At 70.3% G+C, this 24,895-nt stretch carries 18 protein-coding genes and 1 pseudogene; 11 read left to right on the plus strand and 8 right to left on the minus strand.

The features are described from left to right. A pseudogene (locus tag CW362_RS44985) lies at positions 1-158 on the minus strand (WhiB family transcriptional regulator); the annotation flags it as partial. Between the two features lie 198 nt (positions 159-356). Further along, entirely contained in the window at positions 357-1,085 is a 729-nt protein-coding gene (locus CW362_RS35790; RefSeq protein ID WP_103553774.1) for a DUF1707 SHOCT-like domain-containing protein, read from the minus strand. Positions 1,086-1,342: 257 nt separating this feature from the next. Between CW362_RS35790 and CW362_RS35795 the strand changes: the two genes are divergently transcribed. The 6 genes from CW362_RS35795 (at position 1,343) to CW362_RS35825 (ending at position 12,039) form a co-directional block, all read left to right on the plus strand. Continuing rightward, positions 1,343-3,001: a fumarate hydratase gene (locus CW362_RS35795; protein ID WP_162684340.1), complete on the plus strand. Its 1,659-nt coding sequence runs from the start codon at positions 1,343-1,345 to the stop codon at positions 2,999-3,001. Between the two features lie 559 nt (positions 3,002-3,560). Continuing rightward, positions 3,561-3,926 carry a hypothetical protein gene (locus CW362_RS35805; protein WP_103553776.1) on the plus strand — a complete coding sequence of 122 codons (366 nt, stop codon included), beginning with the start codon at positions 3,561-3,563 and terminating at the stop codon, positions 3,924-3,926. 11 nt (positions 3,927-3,937) lie between these two features. Next, the gene (locus CW362_RS35810; RefSeq protein ID WP_103553777.1) at positions 3,938-7,240 is read left to right on the plus strand and encodes an NACHT domain-containing protein; all 3,303 of its coding nucleotides are present in this window, start codon (positions 3,938-3,940) and stop codon (positions 7,238-7,240) included. Between the two features lie 45 nt (positions 7,241-7,285). Then, positions 7,286-8,671 (plus strand): class II fumarate hydratase, encoded by a 1,386-nt coding sequence (locus CW362_RS35815; protein WP_103553778.1) that lies wholly within the window; start codon positions 7,286-7,288, stop codon positions 8,669-8,671. 115 nt (positions 8,672-8,786) lie between these two features. Beyond that, positions 8,787-9,479 (plus strand): cytidylyl-2-hydroxypropylphosphonate hydrolase, encoded by a 693-nt coding sequence (gene fomD / locus CW362_RS35820; RefSeq protein ID WP_103553779.1) that lies wholly within the window; start codon positions 8,787-8,789, stop codon positions 9,477-9,479. A 397-nt stretch (positions 9,480-9,876) separates the two neighbouring features. Further along, positions 9,877-12,039, plus strand: coding sequence for an ATP-binding SpoIIE family protein phosphatase (locus CW362_RS35825; protein ID WP_206301160.1), 2,163 nt, complete (start codon positions 9,877-9,879; stop codon positions 12,037-12,039). A gap of 133 nt (positions 12,040-12,172) precedes the next feature. Here CW362_RS35825 and CW362_RS35830 read toward each other — a convergent pair whose 3' ends face one another. Further along, a complete protein-coding gene (locus CW362_RS35830) occupies positions 12,173-14,491 on the minus strand; it encodes a transglycosylase domain-containing protein (protein ID WP_103553780.1) in 2,319 nt (772 codons plus the stop codon). A gap of 666 nt (positions 14,492-15,157) precedes the next feature. Between CW362_RS35830 and CW362_RS35835 the strand changes: the two genes are divergently transcribed. Genes CW362_RS35835 through CW362_RS35845 form a run of 3 tightly spaced genes read left to right on the plus strand, consistent with a single transcriptional unit; the run spans position 15,158 to position 18,752 of the window. Beyond that, positions 15,158-15,685, plus strand: coding sequence for a PadR family transcriptional regulator (locus CW362_RS35835; protein WP_103553781.1), 528 nt, complete (start codon positions 15,158-15,160; stop codon positions 15,683-15,685). Continuing rightward, the gene (locus tag CW362_RS35840) at positions 15,682-16,380 is read left to right on the plus strand and encodes an ABC transporter ATP-binding protein (RefSeq protein ID WP_103553782.1); all 699 of its coding nucleotides are present in this window, start codon (positions 15,682-15,684) and stop codon (positions 16,378-16,380) included. Before CW362_RS35835 ends, CW362_RS35840 begins: the two co-directional genes overlap by 4 nt. Then, a complete protein-coding gene (locus tag CW362_RS35845) occupies positions 16,377-18,752 on the plus strand; it encodes an ABC transporter permease (protein WP_162684341.1) in 2,376 nt (791 codons plus the stop codon). Before CW362_RS35840 ends, CW362_RS35845 begins: the two co-directional genes overlap by 4 nt. 99 nt (positions 18,753-18,851) lie before the next feature. Here CW362_RS35845 and CW362_RS35850 read toward each other — a convergent pair whose 3' ends face one another. The 4 genes from CW362_RS35850 to CW362_RS35865 all read right to left on the minus strand — a co-directional run bounded on the left by CW362_RS35850 (position 18,852) and on the right by CW362_RS35865 (position 22,032). After that, positions 18,852-19,280, minus strand: coding sequence for a hypothetical protein (locus CW362_RS35850; RefSeq protein ID WP_103553784.1), 429 nt, complete (start codon positions 19,278-19,280; stop codon positions 18,852-18,854). Between the two features lie 4 nt (positions 19,281-19,284). After that, complete coding sequence (locus CW362_RS35855) at positions 19,285-19,767, minus strand: roadblock/LC7 domain-containing protein (RefSeq protein ID WP_103553785.1); 483 nt, start codon at positions 19,765-19,767, stop codon at positions 19,285-19,287. 53 nt (positions 19,768-19,820) lie between these two features. Continuing rightward, positions 19,821-20,879, minus strand: coding sequence for a MarR family transcriptional regulator (locus CW362_RS35860; protein WP_103553786.1), 1,059 nt, complete (start codon positions 20,877-20,879; stop codon positions 19,821-19,823). A gap of 178 nt (positions 20,880-21,057) precedes the next feature. Next, positions 21,058-22,032 (minus strand): LysR substrate-binding domain-containing protein, encoded by a 975-nt coding sequence (locus CW362_RS35865; RefSeq protein WP_103553787.1) that lies wholly within the window; start codon positions 22,030-22,032, stop codon positions 21,058-21,060. A 174-nt stretch (positions 22,033-22,206) separates the two neighbouring features. On the opposite strand from CW362_RS35865, the gene CW362_RS35870 reads away from it, so the two are divergent. Both CW362_RS35870 and CW362_RS35875 read left to right on the plus strand, forming a co-directional pair. Next, positions 22,207-22,761 (plus strand): peroxiredoxin, encoded by a 555-nt coding sequence (locus CW362_RS35870; RefSeq protein ID WP_103553788.1) that lies wholly within the window; start codon positions 22,207-22,209, stop codon positions 22,759-22,761. A 6-nt stretch (positions 22,762-22,767) separates the two neighbouring features. Beyond that, complete coding sequence (locus CW362_RS35875) at positions 22,768-23,301, plus strand: alkyl hydroperoxide reductase (protein WP_103553789.1); 534 nt, start codon at positions 22,768-22,770, stop codon at positions 23,299-23,301. 96 nt (positions 23,302-23,397) lie between these two features. Here CW362_RS35875 and CW362_RS35880 read toward each other — a convergent pair whose 3' ends face one another. Beyond that, positions 23,398-24,810 (minus strand): AI-2E family transporter, encoded by a 1,413-nt coding sequence (locus CW362_RS35880; protein WP_103553790.1) that lies wholly within the window; start codon positions 24,808-24,810, stop codon positions 23,398-23,400. Between the last annotated feature and the right edge of the window lie 85 nt (positions 24,811-24,895).

Raw genomic sequence — 24,895 nt, forward strand, 5'->3', positions numbered from 1 at the left:
GCGGTCGGCTCCTTGGACGGCGCGAAGAACAGGCCGGCTTCGTCACGCCTGCACACCGCCTCCGTGTGCCATGGCGCTTCCTGATCCCTGTCCCGCACGGGCTCCCGCTGGGCCGGTACGGCAGCTACCTGCAGGGACTGACGCGGCGGTTGCAGCACGGTCTACTCCTGACGACGGCTTCGCAAGCGTGCCGGGCACCGCGGAAGTTCCGCAGCGCCCTCCAAGAGACGATGCAGCAAGCCCTACCCGCTGTGCGCGCGCCTATGCACTGCGTGCCGAAGCCCGGCCGTTCTCACGCGTGATCGATCGTCCGGAGCCGGACGGACCCGCGTCCGTCGCCCGTGCCTTCACGAGCGTCAATGACCGAGGTGCTTGCGCAAACTCCGGTCCAGCCGGTCCGCCACCCGCTCGTTCACCCGGCTCGTGACCCGGTCGAGGATGTCCGCGATGAGCTTGCCGCGCTTGGGCCGCGCCTCGACGTTCCCCAGGACGGCGAGACCGTCGATGTAGACCACGGGTGCGTCGGGGTCGCCCGAATCCAGCGTGTCCACCTCGAAGTTGCCGAGCACCCCGCCGCCGCTGCCGCGCAGCGAGACGTTCTCCGGGACGAAGATCTCGACGTTGCCGAAGACCGAGATCGCCTTGATCACGACCTGCTGGTACTCGAAGATCGCCTCGCTCAGGTCGATCTCGACGTTGCCGAAGACCGAGTACGCGTGGATGCGCCGGCCCGCCCGCCAGCGGCCCTTGCGGACGGCGGAGCTGAAGACCGCCACCACGTTCTCGTCGGCCTCCGCCGGGATCGCGCCCAGGGCGGGGCGGTTGGGCGCGGAGACGTACGCGGAGGTCGCGCGGCCGGTGTGGGCGGCGGGAAGGTCCTGGACGAAGCGGTCGAGCTCGCCCACCGTCTTGGTGGCCAGCACGCCCTCGACCCGCTCGGCGTGCTCCTCCGGGGTCAGGCGCCCCTCGGCCAGGGCCTCGCGCAGGATGTCGGTGATCCGGTCGCGGTCGGCGTCGGAGGCGCGCAGCTCGGCAGGCTTCGCCACCGTGGCGGCACTCGCGTCGGGGCTCTTTTGAAGGTCCACGGCGACAGCGTACCCAAACGCGATAGATCGCGACTACCCCTCGGCCGCCGTCCACCCGAAACCCGCCGCTCCGCCGGGGCGGACGGTCCGGCGTCCGAACTGAGCCTTACCTCACAGCCTCGGCGTCCGCGCCAGGTTCTACGCTGGTGGACGCTGCCGATGACGGCATGCCTCCGGCGAACGAGCCGAGGGGGCGCGCCCGAGGCGGACCAAGGGGTTGGCCCCGAACGCTGTCTGTCGAGTGAGGAATGGGCGAGATGCCTGAGTTCGCGTACACCGATCTGCTCCCCCAGGGAGAGGACACCACCCCGTACCGGCTGGTGACCTCCGAGGGTGTCTCCACCTTCGAGGCCGACGGGCGCACGTTCCTCAAGGTGGAGCCGGAGGCGCTGCGCAAGCTCGCCGCGGAGGCCATCCACGACATCCAGCACTACCTGCGCCCGGCGCACCTCGCCCAGCTGCGCCGCATCATCGACGACCCCGAGGCGTCGAGCAACGACAAGTTCGTCGCGCTGGACCTGCTGAAGAACGCGAACATCGCGGCCGCGGGCGTGCTCCCCATGTGCCAGGACACCGGCACGGCGATCGTCATGGGCAAGCGCGGGCAGAACGTGCTCACCGAGGGCGGCGACGAGGCCGCCCTCTCGCGCGGCATCTACGACGCGTACAAGAACCTGAACCTGCGCTACTCGCAGATGGCCCCGCTGACCATGTGGGACGAGAAGAACACCGGCTCGAACCTGCCGGCGCAGATCGAGCTGTACGCCACCGACGGCGGTGCCTACAAGTTCCTGTTCATGGCGAAGGGCGGCGGCTCCGCCAACAAGTCCTTCCTGTACCAGGAGACGAAGGCCGTCCTGAACGAGGCCTCCATGATGAAGTTCCTGGAGGAGAAGATCCGTTCGCTCGGTACGGCCGCCTGCCCGCCGTACCACCTGGCGATCGTCGTCGGCGGCACGAGCGCCGAGTACGCGCTGAAGACCGCGAAGTACGCCTCCGCGCACTACCTGGACGAGATCCCCTCCGAGGGCTCCGAGCTCGGCCACGGCTTCCGGGACAAGGAGCTGGAGGAGAAGGTCTTCGAGCTGACCCAGAAGATCGGCATCGGCGCGCAGTTCGGCGGCAAGTACTTCTGCCACGACGTGCGCGTGGTGCGCCTGCCCCGCCACGGCGCGTCCTGCCCGGTCGCCATCGCCGTGTCCTGCTCGGCCGACCGCCAGGCCGTCGCGAAGATCACCGCCGAGGGCGTGTTCCTGGAGCAGCTGGAGACGGACCCGGCGCGGTTCCTGCCGGAGACCACGGACGAGCACTTGGACGAGGCCGGCGACGTCGTCCGCATCGACCTGAACCAGCCGATGGACGACATCCTGGCCGAGCTGACGAAGTACCCGGTCAAGACCCGTCTCTCGCTCTCCGGCCCGCTCGTCGTGGCGCGCGACATCGCGCACGCCAAGATCAAGGAGCGGCTGGACGCGGGCGAGGACATGCCGCAGTACCTGAAGGACCACCCGGTGTACTACGCGGGCCCGGCCAAGACCCCCGAGGGCTACGCGTCCGGCTCCTTCGGCCCGACGACCGCCGGCCGCATGGACTCCTACGTCGAGCAGTTCCAGGCGGCGGGCGGCTCCAAGGTGATGCTCGCCAAGGGCAACCGCAGCAAGCAGGTCACGGACGCCTGCGACGCGCACGGCGGCTTCTACCTCGGCTCCATCGGCGGACCGGCGGCCCGGCTCGCCCAGGACTGCATCAAGAAGGTCGAGGTCGTCGAGTACGAGGAGCTCGGCATGGAGGCCGTCTGGAAGATCGAGGTCGAGGACTTCCCGGCGTTCGTCGTCGTCGACGACAAGGGCAACGACTTCTTCCAGGACCCGGCGCCCGCCCCGACCTTCACCACGATCCCGGTGCGTCAGGCGTGACTTGAGCCCGTAGGCGCTTCTCACGCCCCCGCCGGTCCGACCGGCGGGGGCGTTGTCGTGCCGTCACCCGGCAACGTCCCCGCCCTGGCCACTGAGCGCTCACGGCGATGACCCCTTTCCGACCTCAGGTCGAGACGTGGTGAGGGATGACGACGGCCTCCACGACATCGGTGATCCGGTCGACAGGCAGGAGGGTGCCGCCCAGGATCACGTACTCCTTCGTCCGGAAGGTCTCATCGCCTCGGCCAGGGCCTGTGCCCGGCCGGCCGGCACTTCGACGGCCTCGCGTATGCGGCGGTGGACGGTCGCGACGCCGATCTCGAACTCCTGCGGCACGTCGGGCGTACGTGTCGCCGCATCGCAGCTGGGCAGGGCGAGCAGATCCTGGCGGCCGATGGGCGGACGCCGCCATCGCGTGCCTCTCCCCCGCCGACGAGAGGCCGATCCGGAAACGACTTGCGGAGGGACGGCTCACGCGGCCCCATCGCTTGACTCTGCCATTTTCCCCATGTCTCTATCTATCCTGGTTCAGCGTCACATGCCGGAAAGGCGGGGGATCATGACGTTCCATCAAGAGAACTGGCAGCTCCAAGGCAGCAAGGTCTACAACATCACAGGAGATCTGCACCTGACCGAACAGAGCGGAACCGCGGAGTTCGTCGCCGCGCTCAACGAACTTCGCTCCAAAGTCCAAGAGTTGACGGATCTGCCCACGGAGGAGCGCCGGGAACTCGACCAGGACCTCGCGGCGGCCGATCCCACCGCGGACACGGACGGCGTCGACGCCACTGACGGCGACGCCGTGTCCGGCCGCCTGACACGGATCGCGCACCGACTGCGGGCGCTCGGAGGTACGGCGACAGCCGCCCTCGAACTCGGCACCGCGGTGGACTCCCTGGCCCAGTACGCCGGCCAGCACCTCTGAAGGGCTGCCGCATGGCGATTCCGGAGGAGTCCGTTCCGTTGCGTCCGGAGCAGCACATAGAAGAACTGCTCCCTCAGGTCAACAGAGCCCTGCAGCCGTTGCTCCGCAGGCTCATCACCGAAGTCCGAGAATCCCCGGACCACTACGACAATGAAGTCGTCCGGGCCTTGGTCCTGTTCGTGCAGGAAGCCGACCGGATCCTCGGTGAGCGGGGCGTCCTCGAAGACGTGCTCGACGCGGGCCCCACGCTCCGCCCTCCAGAGTTCAACCAGGCTGGCTGGAGCCCGGACACCGTCATCAACGCCGGGCAGACCTTCTTCAACACGGTCAGGTTCGTGTTGGAGCAACCTGCCCATCTCGTGCCGGTCCCGGCGCCACCTCCCCCGCCCGGGGACGGGACCGAGTTCCGCAAGGCTGTGGCCACCACTCTGCTCAACAAGCTGGACTACTCACAGAACGAGATCAGCTGGCTCAACAAGGCCTTCGTGGAACTGACCACCATCGTCGAATACGTCGACCGCCACCCAGGGACGGGTCGCCGCAGACTGCGTGACCGCCGCGGCCGGACCGTGACCCGGCCGTTGACCGCGGTGCTCGCCGAACCGCAGACCAATCTGGTTCTGCTCCAGGGTGCACCGGGCGCGGGCAAGAGCGTGGCCTTGCGGCATCACGCCATGACCCGGCTATCCGGCATCCGGGACGGCAGGACCCCCGACGCGCCGCTGCCGCTCTACGTCAACCTGCGGGAGCTGAAGGCCAAACCCGACGAGATCAACACGCATGTCCTGCGGCAGTACATCGAAGAGCAGACCGCTTCAAGGGGCAGTCCTGATCTCACGACATATTTCGCGCACTTTTTCGACGCGGACATCCGCCACCGGCGGGTGACCCTGCTGTTCGACTCCTTCGACGAGATCCCCGCAGTCCTTGGCAGCGCCACCGTCGACAAAGCCGTGCAACCGTACGTGAACACGGTCATCGAGCTGATCGGCGGTGGAGGCCGGTGCATCGTGGCGTCCCGTGAATACAAGGGGCCCCGGAGAACCGGCAGTTGGACCCGGCTCCAGATCCTCGGCATGTCCCCCGCGCAGCAGGAGGACTTCCTGCACCAGGCAGGGCTCGACCGCAGGCGCATCGACATGGTCCAGCCACTGCTGACCGACCCGCGGCACGGGTTCGCGGTGGAGTTGCAGAACCCACTGAGCCTGTCACTCCTCGCCGAATACGTGAAGACCAGGAACGCCCTGCCTGACCGTCCCAGCGCGTTGTTCGAAGGGTATGTCGAGCAGCGGCTTGTTCCCGCATTGCAGACCTTCAGCCTGCGGGAGGACGTGGAGGGACTACAGACCGAACAGCGGCGGACCGAGGACTTCCTCTCGGCGTTCGCCTTCCGGCTGACGTCGAGCCGTGGCGCGCTGTCGGTGGACGAGCAGAGCTATCAGAAGGAGATCGACGACGCCACGGGCGGGGACGGGCACGCGCGCGACCGGCTGCTCGGCGTCCTGCGGGAGTCCGGGCTGTTGACCCAGCTCCCCGACTACTCCGGAAAACTCCGGATCTCGTTCGGGCACCGGCGGGTCCAGCAGTACTTCGCGAGCCGCTACGTCGCCCGCGACCCCTCAGCCGTACCCGGGCGGGAGCTGGCCACTCACGGCAAGTGGCGCGAGACCGCCGTCACCGTCCTGCAAGTCGGCTCCCCCGTGGTCGCCGACCCGCTGCTGGAGGAGCTGGCTGCCTTGCTGGTGGCCGAATGGAGCAGATACCAGGAGGCGGAGAGGAGTGGCGGGGCCGTACCGCGGCCCCGGTCCGTGTACGAGGCGATCGTGGGTGGTGACGGTCATGAGGTGCCGTCCGCGCACGCGCCGTTCCAGTGGTCGCCAGAGGCCGTGCACGGCCTGGAGCTGCTGACGACGGCCTATCACGGGCGAGTGGAGCGGCCTCCGGAGGTGATCGAGGAACACGTCGAGTTGCTGGTCTCGGCCGCCTGGGAACGCGGCAGCATCAGCGACCGGAAATTCGCCGTCGACTGTCTGCCGCTCCTGCCGGAGGAAAGCCGGGAACGATACATCGACCGGGCCTTCTCGGGCGACAGCAACTGGATCCGGGCCACCGCCCTCCGCGACTGCGCGACGCTGGCCGAGTTGTCGCCGGCCATCTCCCAGTCGATCCGCCGCCTGCTGATCACCATGCTCAGCGAACGGTCGCTCACCGCCGAACTGCACGCCGTGGACGTGGATCTTCAACGGCTGCGCAACAGCGACGACCTGGTCCGGGTACGCAAGGTGATCAGTCGTGTTCCACTGGGTCTCGCTTTCCTGTGTGTGCTGCACACACTCATCGGCCTGGTCCTCAACACCACGTGGTGGAGCCTGCGGGACGAAGTGCTGTGGTGGTGGCTCGTCCCGTTCTTCTACTTCTGGTGGTTCCACTCCAGCTCGCCGCTGTCGTACGGATCGGCGAAGAGCCGGGCCCACCGACTGGTCGAGCAGGTCGCGGAGCGGAGCCTGGGCTGGCAGATGCAGGACATCGAGACCGACGCCCTGCTGGGAGTGGGCGTCATGTGTGCGGGAATGTCAGCGGCGGGGCTGGCCGTGTGGGGCGCCATAGAGATCGCGCAGGGCCATGCAGAGAACGGGACACTGGCACTCGTCCTGTACATGCCCTTGAGTGTCCTGACGCTCCTCTGGGGACCCAGTGCGCTCTTCCTGGCCTACTACGGCACCTCGGCCCAAAGGCTCACCACGGGTCGTCTGCTGCTGGCGGTCCCGGCCGCCGTCCGTATAGAGCGCCACCCGCTCAGAAAGCTGTCGGGCCACGACTGGCTGAAATTCGCGATCTTGACCGTGGTGCGGTACGCGATCACGGCGGGGCCCTTCATCCTTCTCTACTATCTCCTGACCCTGGCCGGCCACATCGGCCGCATCATCTATCTGACCATCGCCATCTGCCTTGCCCTGCTCTTCCCGTTCATCTCTCTCGCCTCCTTGGCGCGCGAGGTCCTGGGCGGACGCCGGGTCCGGCGCGCGGCGGGCAGGCTTCTGGGCAGGGAAGCAGATTTTTTCGAGAGCATGCTCTCGCTCCAGAGCGCCGACGAGGCCGCGGAGTTCGTCCAACTGCTCCGGGGTTACCCTGCCCTGGCCGCGCTCGATCTCAATCGACACCAGATACGGAGATGTATCGATCTACTGCAGAACGTGTCGAAAGCGTCCGAGCATGCCGACATGGACGGTCTGCGGCAACTGATCAAGTGGCGTGGCAACCAGGGCCTTCTGGACCAATTGGGCCGTTTGGACGAACAACTGCGGGAGCGCTGATCCGGAACGGGGAACAACCTTATGCACCGTGGTGCTCTCTCTCACATGAGCGACTACCGGATCGAGCACGACTCCATGGGCGAGGTGCGGGTGCCCGCGGAGGCGAAGTGGCGGGCGCAGACGCAGCGCGCCGTGGAGAACTTCCCCGTCTCGGGGCAGCGCATCGAGCGCGCGCACATCGAGGCCCTCGCCCGGATCAAGGGGGCCGCCGCGAAGGTGAACGGCGAGCTGGGCGTGATCGGCGAGGACGTCGCGAAGGCGATCCAGGAGGCCGCCGCGGAGGTCGCCGAAGGCCGCTGGGACGCGCACTTCCCGGTCGACGTCTTCCAGACGGGCTCGGGCACCTCCTCCAACATGAACGCCAACGAAGTGATCGCGACGCTCGCCGGCGAGCGGCTGGGCCGGGAGGTCCACCCCAACGACCAGGTGAACGCGTCGCAGTCGAGCAACGACGTGTTCCCGTCCTCGATCCACATCGCCGCGACCGCCGCCGTGACCCGCGATCTCGTGCCCGCGCTGGAGCACCTCGCCGCCTCGCTGGAGCGCAAGTCGCGGGAGTTCGCCGATGTGGTGAAGTCGGGGCGCACCCACCTCATGGACGCGACGCCGGTGACGCTCGGCCAGGAGTTCGGGGGGTACGCGGCCCAGGTGCGGTACGGGATCGAGCGGATGGAGGCCTCGCTGCCGCGGCTGGCCGAACTGCCGCTCGGCGGCACGGCCGTGGGGACGGGGATCAACACCCCGCCCGGGTTCTCCGCCGCGGTGATCGCGGAGGTGGCGCGGGCGACCGGGCTGCCGCTGACCGAGGCCCGCGACCACTTCGAGGCGCAGGGCGCGCGCGACGGGATCGTGGAGACCAGCGGACAGCTGCGGACCATCGCCGTCGGACTGACGAAGATCGCGAACGATCTGCGGTGGATGGCCTCCGGGCCGCGCACCGGACTGGCCGAGATCAGCCTCCCGGACCTCCAGCCGGGATCCTCGATCATGCCGGGCAAGGTGAATCCGGTGATTCCGGAGGCGGTGCTGATGGTCGCCGCACAGGTGACGGGCAACGACGCGACGGTCGCCGCCGCGGGCGCGGCCGGGAACTTCGAGCTCAACGTGATGCTGCCGGTGATCGCCAAGAACGTGCTGGAGTCGGTGCGGCTGCTCGCGAACGTCTCGCGGCTGCTCGCCGACCGGACGGTCGACGGGATCGTGGCGCACCGCGAGCGGGCCCGCGAGTACGCGGAGTCGTCCCCGTCGGTGGTGACGCCGCTGAACAGGTACATCGGGTACGAGGAGGCCGCCAAGGTGGCGAAGAGGGCGCTGGCGGAGCGCAAGACGATTCGCCGGGTGGTGCTGGAGTCGGGGTACGTGGAGCGCGGGGACCTGACCGTGGAGCAGTTGGACGAGGCGCTGGATGTCCTGCGGATGACGCACCCGTAACGGTCCGGTTCCGGGGAGAAACGCCTGATGACGGCTCTGTGACAGCGGCTTCCCGAAGGCGTGAACCGTGACGCGTACCGCAGCGTCGTATGCCGGGGGCACCTAATATCTGGCCATGGCGGAGGGTGGAGCGGTGAGACGAGCGGAAGCGGGCGGGCCGGCGGCGTACTGGGAGCCCGGGAACCAGATCCTGTGGCGGTACCGGGAGAACGCCGGGGAGAGCGTCCACATCTGCCGCCCCGTGACGGTCGTCCGGGACGACGCCGACCTGCTCGCGGTGTGGATGGCGCCGGGAACGGAGTGCGTGAGGCCCGTGCTGGCCGACGGCTCGCCGGTGCACGGAGAGCCGCTGGAGTCGCGCTACACGAAGCCTCGCGCGGTGCGGCGGGGCCGCTGGACCGGGACCGGGGTGCTGAAGCTGGCGCGGCCGGGCGAGGCCTGGTCGGTGTGGCTGTTCTGGGAACAGGGCTGGCATTTCAAGAACTGGTACGTGAACCTGGAGGCTCCGCTGACCCGTTGGGCGGGCGGGGTCGACTCCGAGGACCATTTCCTCGACATCTCGGTCCACCCGGACCGCAGTTGGCACTGGCTCGACGAGGACGAATTCGCCATGGCGCAGCGGGCCGGTCTGATGGATGCTCAACTGGCGTCACGCGTGAGGGAAGCGGGGTGGTCGGCGGTGGAGGTGATCCGCGCCTGGGGCGCGCCGTTCTCGGACGGATGGCAGCACTGGAGACCGGATCCGAGCTGGCCGGTTCCCGTTCTGCCGGATGACTGGGACCGTACGCCCGCGCACGTGTCCTCATGAGACCCTTGATGCGCCCCCGTGGTACAACCGTAGGATCGTCTTCCGCAAGGGCGCACGGCAACAACAACTCCCGCAGGATGAGCCGGGCTTGACCATATGTCACCGAGGGGCGGCAGGACGTGAGCGAGGGGTACGAGGCGTACGGCGGCGTGGCCGGCCCAAAACCGGTCGCAGCGCGCGGGCTCGCCACGACGGCCGTACGGGCCAGGTCTTCGGCCGGCGCCCCGCTGTCGGCGCGGGCCGTTTTCGGCCGTCGGCGAGCCGTACCGTGCCGGGCGACGGCCGTTCCCGCCGTCGGTCCCGGACCTGACGACACGCAGAATCCGTTCCTGGGGCACACATTCCGGGTATCGGGGCTGCGGGAAGAACTGCGCGCGCGGCGCGCGGTCCCGGACGGATGGACTCGACACGCGTGACGGAGCACCCCACCTCGCACGAGCGCCGGCAGAGCGGCGCCGGCCCCGCGGACCCTCGCGGGGCGCTCCTGCGTACCTCGGAACCGCCGTCCCAGCTTCCGGGTTCCGGCGCATTACCGGTACAGGCCCGCACGGGCGACGCGCCGCGGAGTTCGGGTGCGTCGAAGCCGCGCGGAAAGCGCGGGAAGGGCGGTGGCCGGGCGTCCGGCGACACCGGCATGTCCGCGTCCTCGGGCACGGACGTGCCGTCCTCGTCCGCGTCCTCCGAGCCCGGTTCCGAGCACTCGCAGCCCTCGGCGGCCGAGCCCGACACGCACCGCCCCCGGCCCGCGCCGGAGGGCATCCCGATCCAGCCGGACGCCGAGCAGGGCCGGGTCCCGCGGGCTTCCGGCGGCAAGGAGCGCCGTGCCGGGCGGGGCGTGCCGACGGGCGGCCCGATGCCGATGCGGCGGGACGGGGACCGGCTGCGTTTCGTGGGCGCCGCGACCCGGCGGATCGCCCGGGGCATCGACCTCGACGAGATCGTGATGGGGCTGTGCCGGGCGACCGTGCCGACCTTCTCCGACACGATCCTCGTCTATCTGCGCGACCCGCTGCCGGTCGGTGACGAGCGGCCGACGGGTCCTCTCGTGCTGCGCCTGCGGCGCACGGACCGGATTCCCGAGGAGCGGGACACCGAGAGCGGTTTCCTGCCCGCGCTGCGGCCCGAGCCCAGTGAGCTGTCGGCGATGACGGCCGAGCTGTGCGAGGTGCGCCCCGGCGGTGCGCTGGCCGAGGTGTTGCGCGGGGTGCGGCCGGTGTTCGCGGACGCGCCCGCCGCGCGTGCCGCGCTGCCCGAGCTGCTCGGCGACGATCTGCCGGTGCCGAGCGGGCAGCGCGCGATCCTCGCCCCGCTGCGCGGCAGGCGCCGGGTGATCGGGGCGGCGCTGTTCCTTCGCCGGCCGGAGCGGCTCGCCTTCGAGGCGGACGACCTGCTGGTCGCGGCACAGCTCGCCACGCACAGCGCGCTCGGCATCGACAAGGCGGTGCTGTACGGCCGTGAGGCGTACATCGCCGACGAGTTGCAGCGCACGATGCTGCCCGAGACGCTGCCGCGGCCCACGGGGGTGCGGCTCGCCTCCCGTTACCTGCCGGCCGCGGAGACGGCGCGGGTGGGCGGCGACTGGTACGACGCGATCCCGCTGCCGGGCAGCCGGGTCGCGCTGGTCGTCGGTGACGTGATGGGCCATTCCATGACGTCGGCGGCGATCATGGGCCAGCTGCGGACGACGGCGCAGACCCTCGCGGGGCTCGATCTGCCGCCGCAGGAGGTGCTGCACCATCTCGACGAGCAGGCGCAGCGGCTCGGCACCGACCGCATGGCGACCTGCCTGTACGCCGTCTACGACCCGGTGTCGCACCGGATCACCATCGCCAACGCGGGCCATCCGCCGCCGGTGCTGCTGCACCTGGGCGGACGGGCCGAGGTGCTGCGGGTTCCTCCGGGCGCCCCCATCGGTGTGGGCGGGGTCGATTTCGAGGCGGTGGAGCTGGACGCTCCGGCCGGGGCGACGCTGCTGCTGTACACGGACGGTCTGGTCGAGTCGCGGCTGCGTGACGTCTGGACCGGGATAGAGCAGCTGCGGGAGAAGCTCGCGGCGGTCGCGGCGCTGACCGGGCCGGATCATCCGCCGCCGCTGGAAGCGCTGTGCGACGAGGTCCTCGACATGCTCGGCCCGGGGGACCGGGACGACGACATCGCGCTGCTCGCGGCGCGGTTCGACGGGATCGCGCCGAGCGATGTCGCGTACTGGTTCCTGGAGCCGGAGGACGCGGCGCCCGGCCGGGCCCGGCGCCTGGCCCGGCGGGCCCTGGCCCGCTGGGGCATGGAGGACCTGACCGACTCCGTGGAGCTGCTGGTCAGCGAGGTCGTGACGAACGCCGTGCGGTACGCGTCGCGGCCGGTGACGCTGCGGCTGCTGCGGACGGACGTGCTGCGCTGCGAGGTCGGCGACGACGTGCCCCAGCTGCCGCGGCTGCGGCAGGCACGGGCCACGGACGAGGGCGGTCGCGGGCTGTTCCTGGTGAACCGGATGGCGCGGCGGTGGGGGGCGACCCGGCTGAGCACCGGCAAGGTGGTCTGGTTCGAGCTGAACCGGAACTGACCGGGGACCGGATCGCGCGGGGTACCGGCGGAGGCTGAAGCGCCGAAGGGGCGTCCGCCGCGGAGCAACGGCAGAGAAGAAGGAGGGCACCCGGATCTCCGGGTGCCCTCCTCACGCGTCAGCGGCTCGCGCGCTACTGGCTCGTCTGACCGAACGGATCGTCGATGACGTCACCGGTGGGCGAACTCGTCGGTGTGGACGGGGCCGTCGTCGTCGGTTCGGTCGTCGTCGGTTCGGTCGTGGGGGTCGGCGGGCTGCTGGTGGTGGGCGGCTGCGTCGTCGGCTCCTCGGTGGTCGGGGTCGACGACGGCGTGCTGGACGGCGTCTGGGTGACGGTGGGAAGGCCGGTCGGCGCCACCGCCGCGCCCGAGGTGGTGTTCAGGTCGAACTTGGTGACCTTCCCCGCCATTGCCTCGAACGTGTAGGCCGCCCAGATCTTCGCCGGGAAGCCACCGCCGTTGACGCGCGGCACGCCACCTGCCCCGTACAGCGGGACATGAGCGTGGCTCTTCGGGTCCTCGCCGAACAGCAGGACCGAGGTGACCAGGTTCGGGGTGTAGCCGGTGAACCAGGCTGACCTGTTCTTGTCCGACGTACCCGTCTTGCCGGCGACCTGCTGGCCGTCGCGGGCCGGGTTGTTGGCCACGGACTCCCTGGCCGTACCGTCGTCGACCACGCCGGTCAGCACCGAGGTGACCGTGTCGGCGGCCTCCTCGCTGATGACCCGCTCGCCGATCGGGTCCGGCATCTTGACCGTGGCGTCCTTGTGCTCGGCCGAGGCGACGATCGTCGGGGTGACCTTCTTGCCGTGGTTGTCGAGCGTGGCGTAGGCGCCCGCCATCTCCAGCGGGCTCGCGCCCATGGAGCCGAGGGTCTGGGCGGGCACCGCCTGGAGCCCCTTGGTGCTCATGCCGAGCTTGCCCGCGACCTTCAGCACCTCGTCCATGCCGACGTCGACGCCCATCTGCGCGAAGACGGAGTTGATGGACTTGTTCATCGCGGTCTGCACGGTGACGGGACCGTAGCTGGCCTCGTCCTCGTTCGGCGGCGCGAAGCCGATGTCGCTGCCGACGACGGGACGGCGGTTGGTGCCGTCGTAGACCGTGTTCGCGGCGATCGGCCTGCCGGACTGCGTCTTGGCCTGCTCCTCCAGGGCGGCCGCGAGGATCATCGGCTTGAACGTCGACGCGGCCTGGTAGTCGTCACGCGTCGCGTTGTTGAAGTAGTGCTTGAAGTAGTCCGTGCCCCCGTACATCGCGAGGACCTTGCCGGTCTTGGGGTCGACCGACACGGCACCGGCCTGGACGTCGGCGTCGACCTTGCGCTTCTTCGGGTCCAGCTTGCTGGTGAGCTGCTGCTTGACCGTCTTCTCGAGCAGGTCCTGCTTCTTCTTGTCGATGTTGAGCTTGATGGTCCAGCCGCCCGCGGTGAGCAGGGCCTTGGCGTCGTCCAGGTCCTCGGCGGTGCCCTCGGCGACGAGCTGCTTGGCCACCTCGTTGTTGGCCGTCTCCACCAGGTAGCCGGTCTGGCCCTCCATGCCGGGCGCGCCCTTGGGCTCCTTGGGGACCGGGAACTTCAGGCCCGCGCGCTTGCCCGCGTCGAGCCAGTGCATCTCGACCATGTTGTCGAGGGTGTAGTTCCAGCGGGCCTGGACGAGCTTCTTGCCGGTCTTCGAGGCGACCGCCCAGTCGTACTGGCTCGGGGCCTGGAGCAGCGAGGCGAGGTAGGCGCCCTGCGCGACCGAGAGCTTCTGGGCGTCGACCTGGTAGTACGCCTGCGCCGCGGCCTGGATGCCGTACGCGTTGCGGCCGTAGTAGCTGGTGTTGATGTAGCCCGCGAGGATGTCCTCCTTGGACTTCTTGCGGTCCACCTTCAACGAGATGACCATTTCCTTCAGCTTGCGCGTGACGGTCTGGTCCTGGCTGAGGTAGTAGTTCTTGACGTACTGCTGGGTGATCGTCGAACCACCCTGCTTGCCCTTGCCGGAGAGGGTGTTGATCAGACCTCGGGCGGTGCCCTTGAGGTCGATGCCCGAGTCGCCGTAGAAGGTCTTGTTCTCGGCGGCGACGAAGGTCTTCTGGACGGCCTTGGGCACCTTGGACAGGTCGACTATCTCGCGGTTGACCTTGCCGCTGCGCCCGAGCATGGAGCCGTCGCTGTACTCGTAGATGTTGCTCTGGCGCTTCGCGGCCTCGTTGCCCTCGGGCACCGGGACGATCATGTAGAGCACGATGAAGCCGCCCATGCCGAGCAGGCAGAAGCCGAGGAACGTCCCGAGGATCGTCTTCCAGTTCACGAACCGGCGTATGCCGGTGCGGCGGGGCTTGCCGCCCGCCTTCGCGCCAGGGGACGGGGGCCCGGAGCGCGCTGCTTCGTGCCCACCGGGCGAGCTCTGGGGCGCGGCGCGGCGGCCCTCTGCCTGCCGCGCTCGTCTCTCTTCAGCTCGTCCCATGGGTCGATCCGCTCCGCTTCATTCTCGTGTGGCACACAAGTTCGCCGGTCAGGTCAGCTCAGCAAGCTAACACCGCGCGCTATGACAAAGGGGCGCCGATCCTGTCTTTTCCGGACGTGACAATCAGCACGCCTTGAGCACACCCCCACTGAATGCGACGAGCAGGAGGGGCAGAAGGTTGCCGCGAGGAATGAAGTGTGAGCACTCGGACAGGGCGGGGGCGGGCCCTCGCGCGGCGGGGACCCGTCCCGTCGTCACACCCTTCCCGCACGCCCCACGACCCCTCTCCCGTACCGGGCGCGTCCGGTGCCGGAAGCCGCGGGCGGGGTGCCCGGCCCGCCGGGTCCCGGGCTCGGGAACGCGCCGCGCACGGCATCGGCCGGGGGCTCTCGCCGCCGTCCGGCCCTCCCGGGCCGCTCCCCGGCGCCGCCCTGCGCGCCGTCCGCCCGCACCCCTCCCCCGGGCCGCCCCGGACCGAACCGGACCGCCCCGGAAGGCCCGGAGGAGCGGGCGCCGGGGACCGGTCCGGCGCCGTCGGGCGGGACGGTTCCAGAACCGTGACAATCGGCCGCGACCAGCCGGTTCACCCCGCCCGGACCGCCCTTTCCCCGACCTGTACACGGCGCGTATACACGCGGTGTATACGCCGTGTGTAGAGTGCTGTGCATGTCCATCGGTCACACCCTTCTAGGGCTCCTGGAGTCCGGGCCGCGCCACGGTTACGACCTGAAGCGGGCCTTCGACGAGAAATTCGGTCACGACCGGCCCCTGCACTACGGCCAGGTCTACTCGACGATGTCACGACTGCTGAAGAACGGACTCGTCGAGATCGACGGGATCGAGGCGGGCGACGGACCCGAGCGCAAGCGGTACGCGATCACCGAGGCCGGCGTCACCGACGTGCGGCGCTGGCTCGCGACGCCGGAGAAGCCCGAGCCCTACCTCCAGTCGACCCTGTACACGAAGGTCGTCCTCGCCCTGCTGACCCGCCGGGACGCGAGCGAGCTCCTCGACACCCAGCGTTCGGAGCACCTGCGGATGATGCGGATGCTGACCGAACGCAAGCGCAAGGGCGACCTCGCCGATCAGCTGATCTGCGACCACGCCCTCTTCCACCTGGAGGCCGACCTGCGATGGCTGGAACTGACGGCCGCGCGCCTCGACAGGCTCGCCGAGGCGGTGACGGCCCGATGACCTCGCCCACCCCTCCCCCGGGCTCCCTGCTCACCGCCTCGGAGCTGCGCAAGACGTACGGGCCGACCACCGCGCTGGACGGTGCCGCGTTCTCCATACATCCCGGCGAGGTCGTCGCCGTGATGGGCCCCTCCGGCTCCGGCAAGTCCACCCTGCTCCACTGCCTCGCCGGCATCGTCACGCCCGACTCCGGCTCGATCACGTACGACGGCCGCGAGATGGCGACGATGAACGACTCCCAGCGCAGTGCGCTGCGCCGTTCCGAGTTCGGGTTCGTCTTCCAGTTCGGCCAGCTCGTGCCGGAGCTGAGCTGTGTCGAGAACGTCGCGCTGCCGCTGCGGCTGAACGGCACCGGCCGCAAGGAGGCCGAGCGCACCGCGCTGTCGTGGATGGAGCGTCTCGAGGTCGACGACCTCAAGGGCAAGCGGCCGGGCGAGGTGTCCGGCGGCCAGGGACAGCGGGTGGCCGTCGCCCGTTCGCTGGTCACCAGCCCCCGGGTGCTGTTCGCCGACGAGCCGACCGGCGCGCTCGACTCCCTCAACGGCGAGCGCGTGATGGAGCTGCTGACCGACGCGGCCCGCTCGACGAACGCCGCCGTCGTGCTCGTCACGCACGAGGCGCGCGTGGCCGCGTACTCGGACCGCGAGGTCGTCGTGCGGGACGGCAGGTCCAGGGACATGGAGCGGGTCGTATGAGCGTGCGGCGGGAAGGCCCCGGCGCCCCGGAGGGGTCGAGGTCCTGGGGCTGGTCCAGGGACCTGGCCATGGGGGTCCGCTTCGCCTTCACCGGCGGGCGCGAGGGCTGGATCCGGACCCTGCTCACGGCCGTCGGCGTGGGCCTGGGGGTGGCGCTGCTGCTGCTCACCACCGCGCTGCCGAACGTGCTGAGCGCGCGGCACGAGCGTGAGCAGGCGCGGCGGGACTACACCTACGACTACACCCCGAAGCCTCCGGCCGACGACACCCTGGTGATCGCGGACCTCGACAGCACCTATCACGGCGACGACGTGCGCGGCCGGCTGGTGCAGCCGGACGGACCGCGGGCACCGGTGCCGCCGGGCCTGCGGACGTTCCCGGCGGTGGGCGACATGGTCGTCTCCCCCGCGCTGAAGAAACTGCTGGAATCCGACGACGGCGCACTGCTGCGCGAGCGGCTGCCGTACCGGATCACCGGGACCATCGGCGAGAGCGGCCTGATCGGTTCGCACGAACTCGCCTACTACGCGGGCGTCGACGGCCTCGCCGCGAAGATCGACCCGCCGAACGTGGCCCGCATCAGCGCGTTCGGCGAGCCCCACCCGTTCGCCGAGGAGGCCGCCGACCCGGTACTGCTGCTGCTCGTCCTCGTCGTGTTCGCCGTCCTGCTGATGCCGGTCGCCGTGTTCGTCGCCACGGCCGTGCGGTTCGGCGGCGAGCGGCGCGACCGGCGGCTGGCGGCGCTGCGGCTGATCGGCTCCGACAGCCGGATGGTACGGCGGATCGCGGCCGGCGAGGCACTCGCGGGAGCACTGCTCGGGCTGGTCCTCGGCACGCTCTTCTTCCTGGCCGGACGTCAGATCGCGGGCACCGCGGAGGTGTTCCGGGTGAGCGTCTTCCCGAGCTACCTCAACCCCTCCCCCGCGCTCGCCGTACTGGTCGCGGTGGCCGTCCCGATGGCCGCCGTGCTGGTGACCCTGTTCGCGCTGCGCGGTGTGGTCATCGAGCCGCTCGGTGTGGTGCGCACGGCCAGGCCCGCGCGCCGCCGGCTGTGGTGGCGACTGCTGCTGCCGGCCGGCGGGCTCGCCCTGCTGTACCCGATGCTCGGTCAGGGCCGGGAGAACGGGGACTTCAACCAGTACATGGTCACCTGCGGCGTGCTGCTGCTGCTCGTGGGGGTCACCGCGCTGCTGCCCTGGGTGGTGGAGGCGGTCGTCGCGCGGCTGCACTCGGGCGGGGTCGCCTGGCAGCTCGCGGTGCGCAGGCTCCAGTTGAGCAGCGGCTCGGCGGCCCGCATGGTCAACGGCATCGCCGTGGCGGTGGCCGGGGCCATCGCGTTGCAGATGCTGTTCACCGGGGTGGACGCGGACTACACGAAGGCGACCGGCCAGGACGTCACCCGGGCCCAGATGGAGGTGTCCGTACCGGACGGCGTCCCCATGGCGCGGGTCACCCGGGAGCTCGGCGCCACCAAGGGGGTGCGGAAGGTCGTCGCGCTGTCCGAGGGGAATCTCGGCGAGCGGCGGATGTCCGCCGACCTGAACGCCCAGGTGACCGTGGGCGACTGTGCGGCGCTGCGCGAGGTGGCGACGCTGCCGTCGTGCCGTGAGGGCGACGTCTTCGCACTACGGGGCTCCGACTACGACGACAACATGCAGAAGCTGACCGGCTTCCGGACCCTGTTCCTCGACCCCGCCGACGGCGAGGAGGACACCGAGAGCACCCCGGTCGCCTGGACCGTGCCACGGGGGCTGAAGCAGGCGCAGACGCGCCTCGACATGACCGGCGTGAAACGCGGCGGCTTCCTGGTCACCCCGGCGGCGCTGCCCGCGAAGGGGGCGGCGACCGTCCACGGGCACGTCTTCCTCGGCCTGGACCCCTCCGTCCCGGACGCGCAGGAGTACGTGCGCAACACGGCGGCCCGGATCGATCCGCTCGCCGATCCGATGACGTGGTCGGCCACCGTGGAGTCCGGCAGGTTCGCCTCCATCCGCACCGGCCTGTTCGTGGGCGCCGCCTGTGTGCTGGCGCTGATCGGCGTGAGCCTGCTGGTCTCCCAGCTGGAGCAGCTGCGCGAGCGCAGGAAACTGCTGTCGGCGCTGGTCGCCTTCGGCACCCGCCGCCGCACGCTGAGCATGTCGGTGCTGTGGCAGACCGCGATCCCGATCGCGCTGGGGCTCGGCCTCGCGGCGGTCGTGGGGCTCACCCTCGGCACGGTCCTGCTCAAGATGACGGGGACCTCGGTGAGCGTGGACTGGGTGAGCGTGCTGTCGATGACCGGCGTCGGCGCGGGGGTCGTGCTCCTGGTGACCCTGCTCAGCCTGCCCCCGCTGGTCCGGCTGATGCGGCCGGACGGACTGCGCACGGAGTAGGGCGCCGGACGGGCGCGCGGGCGGCGGGACGCCGTCCGCGGCCGGTACCGACGCCGTCGCCGGTGGCCCTCCCCGCCCGGGAGGGCCACCGGTCCGCGCTCAGAGGCTGTACTCCTTCACCACGCGGCGGACCTGCGCGAAGAGCATGCCCACGTTGACCGACTTGCGGCAGACGACCACGGCGACCACGTCCTGCTGGTCGCTCATGCGGATGAACAGATGGGTGAGGTTGTCGCTGTTGACCAGGATCTCCTGGAAGAAGTGCGTGTCGGACTCGATGCCCCGGCGCTCCTTGAAGACGTCCTCGATCATCTGGACCGTGCGCCCCTGGAACAGGTCGAGGGTCGCGCCCGCGAGCAGGTCCAGGACCTCCGGCGGATGGTTGTCGACGGTCTCGTAGCTCAGCAGCATTCCGGTCGACATGTCGACCGCCCCGGAGGCGAGGCAGTCCGGGGCGTCGGCGCGCAGTGATTTGACCAGTCCCATGATCTGGTCGGAGAACCCCGGCGTCATTCGCTTGGTGGCCATGTCGTCATACCCCTTCGGTCGCGGTGTCGTTCACGGCTCCGACGAGCGCGTCGGATGCGGCGGGAGATCCGGCGAGCGGGTCGGGCTCGGCCGGGGGCCCGGCGAGCGGGTCGGGGCCGGTCCCGGTGAGGATCGCTCCGATGCGGCCGAGGGCCGGACGTGTCCGCTCGTGGAGCCGTTCGAGGTCGATGCCCTCGTCACCGAGGACGATCATCAGCGCGGTGTCGCCGACCGCGTAGAAGGCCGCGAGGCCCTGGCTGCCGTAGGTCACGGTCTGGCGGAACGCGCCCCGGCCGGTCACCGCGGTCGCGCGGCGCGCGATGCCGAGGCCCGCGGCGGCGATCGCGGCGAGGCTCTCCGGGTCGATGACGTCGGCGGTGTCGGCCGCGATGAGCATTCCGTCGGCGGCCGCCACCGCCGTATCGGTGATTCCGGGCACCTGTTCCCGGAGTTCCCTCATTTCCCTGGCCAGTGCCTCATGATTCATGTATTGAACTCCCTGGTCGTTGTGCGCATTCGATCGATGGCAGGTATTCGGTTTCACGTACCGGAGTCCGGGGTCCAGATCCGGTGCCGCAGACGGAAGAATCCTTTCCAGCTCACCCCGGCCCTTTCGGGGGCGAGGCTTTCGGTGATTCCGCTCGCTCCGGGCTCACGGCGGGGCAGCGACGGGGCGTTCGCCCCGGGCTCCCTGCGGGGCAGGACGGGAGCGGTGTCCCCGGACCGCGGGAGGGGGTCCGGCCGGGGCTCCGGCGGTGGGGACTCCCCGGCGGCCACCGCGGAGGACAGGGCGGAGAACACCTCGGGATCCAGGGCGGGCGGGGCTCCGGCCGGCCGCTGCCGGAGCGCCCCGGTCGGCAGGTCCCGTACGGTGACGCGGGTGGCGGAGGCGGACTCCGCCGGCAGTTCCAGCAGCCCCTCGCCGAGCATGCGGGCCATCCCCACCGTGACGGTGTAGGCGCCGAGGCCGGTCGCGAAGGCGATGTCACGGGCGGTCCGACGGCCGTCGGCGTGGGCCAGCAACTCCTTCTGCGGCGGCGGGAGCCGCTCGCGTATCTCGTCCGGAACCACCGCGGGCACAGGGCGTTCCCGGTCCGGGCGTACGGGACGGGGAAGGGCGGCGACGGCCGCGAGCTTCCTCGCCGCGTCCTGGAGCAGGCGCCCGGGAGTCTCGCCGAGGACGACCGGGGCGTACGGCTCGAAGGCGGCGTCGAGCGGGTCGCAGGCCTCCACGTCGCCGGCCACGACGGCGAAGGCCGCGTCCTGCATCGCCATCATGCAGACGACCCTGAGCTGTGCGGCCCCCGCGTAACCGTGCGCGATCAGCCCGGCCTCGGGCCACCGGGCGCCGCTGGCCTCGCGGAGCAGTTCGGCCCACTGCTCACCGCTGACCCGGCCGGAGCGCAGCAGCCGCGCCTCCGCGCCCGGGGCGCCGGGGCTCTCGACGGCGACGACGCAGCCGTCACGGAGGTGGAAGACTCCCCCGGGTTTTCCGGACACCCGCAGTTTTCCCGTCGCCCGTGCGTTCCGGCATTCGCCGAGCGCGTGCGACAGCAGGTCGTATCCGACCCTGCCGAGGGAATCCCGAACGCCCGACATCACTCCCCTTGGAAATTCCGGCACTTCGCACAGACGCCTGACGATTCACCCCGAGGAGGTATGTGTATCAGCCGGGGCGGACACCCCAGCGAGAGTCGCGTCACCTGACGGAAGTTGAAATATCCCGGCGGTCGTCGGACCTCATCGGTCGCCCGAATGACCGACTATGCACGGCCGTTCAGGCTTCCGCGCCCAACACCCGTACGGGCAGGGGACGCAGTGCCTCGCGCAGGGCATCCGCCAGTTCCCGGTACTCCGTGCTCCGCGCGGCACCGGACCGCATCGCGAACGCGATCCGCCGGGTGGGCGCCGGATCGGCGAAGTACCCGGTGAGGAGCTGGTTGCTGCGGGTCGTCTCCACCTTGACGGCGGTGCGCGGCAGCAGGGTCACCCCGAGACCGCCGGCGACCAGTTGGACGAGGGTGGACAGGCCCGCGGCGGTGGTGGTCACGGGGGCGTCCGCGCGCCCGGCCTCCCGGCAGATGTCCAGGGCCTGGTCGCGCAGGCAGTGGCCCTCGTCGAGCAGCAGCAGCCGCAGCTCCCGCAGGGCCGCGCGCGAAATGCCCTCCCGGCCGCCGAGCGGATGCCCCAGCGGGGTCACCAGCACGAAGTCCTCGTCGAACAGCGGGAGTTCGACGACACCGGGCACACCGAGGGGGACCGCGAGCAGCAGCAGGTCGAGCCGTCCGACCGTGAGCCCCTCCAGCAGGCTGGCCGTCTGCTCCTCGTGCACCTGGAGGTCGAGGTCGGGATAGCGGTCGTGGACGAGACGCAGGACGGTCGGCAGGAGATAGGGGGCGACGGTGGGGATGACACCGAGGCGCAGCGCCCCGGTGAACGGCGCGCGCACGGCCTCCGCCTCCTCCATCAGCGCGCCGACCTCGTCCAGCACGGCCCTGGCGCGTACGGCGAGACGCTCACCGGCGGGCGACAGGAGCACTTTGCGGGTCGTACGCTCCAGCAGGGTCACCCCGAGGATCTCCTCCAGGGCGGAGACGGCGCCGGACAGCGCGGGCTGGCTCATGCCGATCGCGGCGGCCGCGTCACGGAAGTGCAGGTGCTCGGCCACGGCGGTGAAGGCGCGCAACTGCGCGAGGCTGGGGCTGCGGCGCGCGCCGCCCTTGCCGCCGACCCTTCCGGTGGGGCTCGCCATGGCCGCACCTCTCGCTCCGGGCCGGTTCACCGACTGTCACTGATAGCCGTACTCGATCAACACGACCAAGTGTAGCTATTTCACGGATCAATGCTGCCTGTGCCACCATCTACGTCGTCCATCCCCCGGGGAAATGCCCCCAAAAAGGGCTATCCCCAGCTGCTAGGAGAGTTCGTGCTCACTGTCGGTGACAAGTTCCCCGCGTTCGACCTGACCGCCTGCGTCTCGCTGGAGAAGGGCCAGGAGTTCCAGCAGATCGACCACAAGACCTACGAGGGCAAGTGGAAGATCGTCTTCGCGTGGCCCAAGGACTTCACCTTCGTGTGCCCGACCGAGATCGCGGCCTTCGGCAAGCTGAACGACGAGTTCGCCGACCGTGACGCCCAGGTCCTCGGCTTCTCCGGCGACTCCGAGTTCGTGCACCACGCCTGGCGCAAGGACCACGACGACCTGCGTGACCTGCCCTTCCCGATGATGGCCGACTCGAAGCACGAGCTCATGCGCGACCTCGGCATCGAGGGCGAGGACGGCTTCGCCAAGCGCGCCGTCTTCATCGTCGACCAGAACAACGAGATCCAGTTCTCCATGGTGACCGCCGGCTCCGTCGGCCGTAACCCCAAGGAGGTCCTGCGGGTCCTGGACGCCCTCCAGACGGACGAGCTCTGCCCGTGCAACTGGACCAAGGGCGAGAGCACCCTCGACCCGGTCGCCCTGCTGGCCGGTGAGTGACCTTCCATGGCTCTCGACGAACTGAAGTCCGCCATACCGGACTACGCCAAGGACCTGCGCCTGAACCTCGGTTCGGTGATCGGCAACAGCGACCTCCCGCAGCAGCAGCTGTGGGGCACGGTGCTGGCCTGCGCCATCGCCTCGCGCTCCCCGCGCGTGCTGCGTGAGCTGGAGCCCGAGGCGAAGGCTCAGCTCTCGCCGGAGGCGTACACGGCCGCCAAGTCGGCCGCCGCGATCATGGCGATGAACAACGTCTTCTACCGGACCCGGCACCTTCTGTCGGACCCCGAGTACGCGACGATGCGCGCCGGTCTGCGGATGAACGTCATCGGCAACCCGGGGGTGGAGAAGGTCGACTTCGAGCTGTGGTCGCTCGCCGTCTCCGCGATCAACGGCTGCGGCCAGTGCCTCGACTCCCACGAGCAGGTGCTCCGCAAGGCGGGCGTCGACCGGGAGACGATCCAGGAGGCGGTCAAGATCGCCGCCGTGCTCCAGGCCGTCGGCGCCACGCTGGACGCCGAGGCGGTCCTCGCCGAGTAGTCCTCGCGCACTCCGGGCGGGCCCGAAACCCGCTGAACGCACAGGGCCCCGTCCACCTCACGGTGGACGGGGCCCTGTGCGTCGGTCCGAGGGCCGCTACGGCGTCCGTTCGTGAGCCGGGGACGCGTCCACCGCGGTGGCGCCGCGGGGCTCGGGGGCATGGCGCGGATCCGCCTCGCCCGCGTACGAACGCAGGTACACGACCACCGTGTTGGTCACCGCGACCAGCGGGACCGCGACGACCGCTCCGCCGATGCCGGCGACCATGCCGCCCGCGGCGACCGAGAGGACCACCGCGAGGGGGTGGACACGCACCGCGCGGCCCAGGATGAAGGGCTGCAGGATGTGGCCCTCGATCTGCTGGACGGCGAGGACCACGACGAGGGTCATCACGGCGGTGAAGACGCCCTGGGTCACCAGCGCGACCACCACCGCCAGCGCCCCGGAGATCACCGCGCCCACCAGCGGGATGAACGCCCCGAGGAAGATGAAGACGGCCAGCGGAACGGCCATGGGGACCTTGAGGAAGTAGATGCCCAGGCCGATGAAGATCGCGTCGATCAGAGCGACGATCACCGTGCCGCGGACGTAGGCGGTGAGCGTGCGCCACGCGCGCGGGCCCGCGCCCGCGACCCCGGTCCGGGCGGCGGCCGGGACGAGCTTGAGCGACCACTCCCAGATCCGCCTGCCGTCGTAGAGCAGGAACAGGGTCGAGAACATCGTGAGCAGGATGCCCGTGAGGGTCTCGACGATCACCGTGACGCCCTGGAGGCCCGCCGACGTGATCTGGTCCGTGTTCGCGCCGATCGCCTCGCGCAGGTTCTTCGCGATCTCGTTGATCTGCTTGTCGGTCACGTGGAACGGCCCCTTGAGGAGCCACTTGCGCAGCTCGTCGATGCCGTCCTGGATCTGGTTGGAGAGGTTGTCGACGTTCTCCTGGACCTGCCAGACCACGAACCAGCCGACCAGCCCCATGATGACGAAGCCGAGGATCGCGGTGAGCGCGGTGGCGAGCCCGCGCGGCACCCGGTGCCGCGTCAGCCGGGCCACCGTGGGCTGGAGCAGCGCGGTGATGAGCAGCGCGGACACGAAGGCCAGCACGACGAGCTGCACGGCGCTGATGACCCGCATCAGCACCCAGACGGTGCCCGCGAGGATGAGCAGCCGCCAGCCGGCCTCGGCGGCGACGCGCACCCCCCACGGCACGGCGAGGGCGGGGTCGGGACGTTGGTGGGCCGGCGCGTACGCGTACGCCGCGGCCCGCTCCTCGGACGGGCGCTGGACCGGGAGCGCGGAGGCCTCGGCGTCCGCCGCCGTGTCGGGGGAGGACCCGGGGGTCTCCGGGTGGGAGCCGGACGCGTCGAGGGGGACGTGCCGGTCGAGGCCGTCCTCGCCGTCGAGGGAGCCCTGCGACTCCAGCTCGACCTCCGCGCGGCGTTCGTCCAGCTTCTCGCCGAGTTCGGTGAGTCCGGCGCCGATCCGGCCGATCCATCCTGGTACACGCGACATGATGCGTCCTTTTCCCCCGCTGCTCCCCACCACTCCCCCCTGGAGTCGTCGGGTCCGACCGTACATGGCCGAAGCCCCTCCCCCT

Origin of the sequence: Streptomyces populi, assembly GCF_002911015.1 — a bacterium.
Classification (GTDB): domain Bacteria; phylum Actinomycetota; class Actinomycetes; order Streptomycetales; family Streptomycetaceae; genus Streptomyces; species Streptomyces populi.

Coding starts and splice junctions, on each gene's coding strand:
- CW362_RS35795 (WP_162684340.1), top strand. CDS start 1,343: ATGCCTGAGTTCGCGTACACCGATCTGCTCCCCCAGGGAGAGGACACC.
- CW362_RS35805 (WP_103553776.1), top strand. CDS start 3,561: ATGACGTTCCATCAAGAGAACTGGCAGCTCCAAGGCAGCAAGGTCTAC.
- CW362_RS35810 (WP_103553777.1), top strand. CDS start 3,938: ATGGCGATTCCGGAGGAGTCCGTTCCGTTGCGTCCGGAGCAGCACATA.
- CW362_RS35815 (WP_103553778.1), top strand. CDS start 7,286: ATGAGCGACTACCGGATCGAGCACGACTCCATGGGCGAGGTGCGGGTG.
- fomD (WP_103553779.1), top strand. CDS start 8,787: ATGGCGGAGGGTGGAGCGGTGAGACGAGCGGAAGCGGGCGGGCCGGCG.
- CW362_RS35825 (WP_206301160.1), top strand. CDS start 9,877: ATGGACTCGACACGCGTGACGGAGCACCCCACCTCGCACGAGCGCCGG.
- CW362_RS35830 (WP_103553780.1), bottom strand. CDS start 14,491: ATGGGACGAGCTGAAGAGAGACGAGCGCGGCAGGCAGAGGGCCGCCGC.
- CW362_RS35835 (WP_103553781.1), top strand. CDS start 15,158: ATGTCCATCGGTCACACCCTTCTAGGGCTCCTGGAGTCCGGGCCGCGC.
- CW362_RS35840 (WP_103553782.1), top strand. CDS start 15,682: ATGACCTCGCCCACCCCTCCCCCGGGCTCCCTGCTCACCGCCTCGGAG.
- CW362_RS35845 (WP_162684341.1), top strand. CDS start 16,377: ATGAGCGTGCGGCGGGAAGGCCCCGGCGCCCCGGAGGGGTCGAGGTCC.
- CW362_RS35850 (WP_103553784.1), bottom strand. CDS start 19,280: ATGGCCACCAAGCGAATGACGCCGGGGTTCTCCGACCAGATCATGGGA.
- CW362_RS35855 (WP_103553785.1), bottom strand. CDS start 19,767: ATGAATCATGAGGCACTGGCCAGGGAAATGAGGGAACTCCGGGAACAG.
- CW362_RS35860 (WP_103553786.1), bottom strand. CDS start 20,879: ATGTCGGGCGTTCGGGATTCCCTCGGCAGGGTCGGATACGACCTGCTG.
- CW362_RS35865 (WP_103553787.1), bottom strand. CDS start 22,032: ATGGCGAGCCCCACCGGAAGGGTCGGCGGCAAGGGCGGCGCGCGCCGC.
- CW362_RS35875 (WP_103553789.1), top strand. CDS start 22,768: ATGGCTCTCGACGAACTGAAGTCCGCCATACCGGACTACGCCAAGGAC.
- CW362_RS35880 (WP_103553790.1), bottom strand. CDS start 24,810: ATGTCGCGTGTACCAGGATGGATCGGCCGGATCGGCGCCGGACTCACC.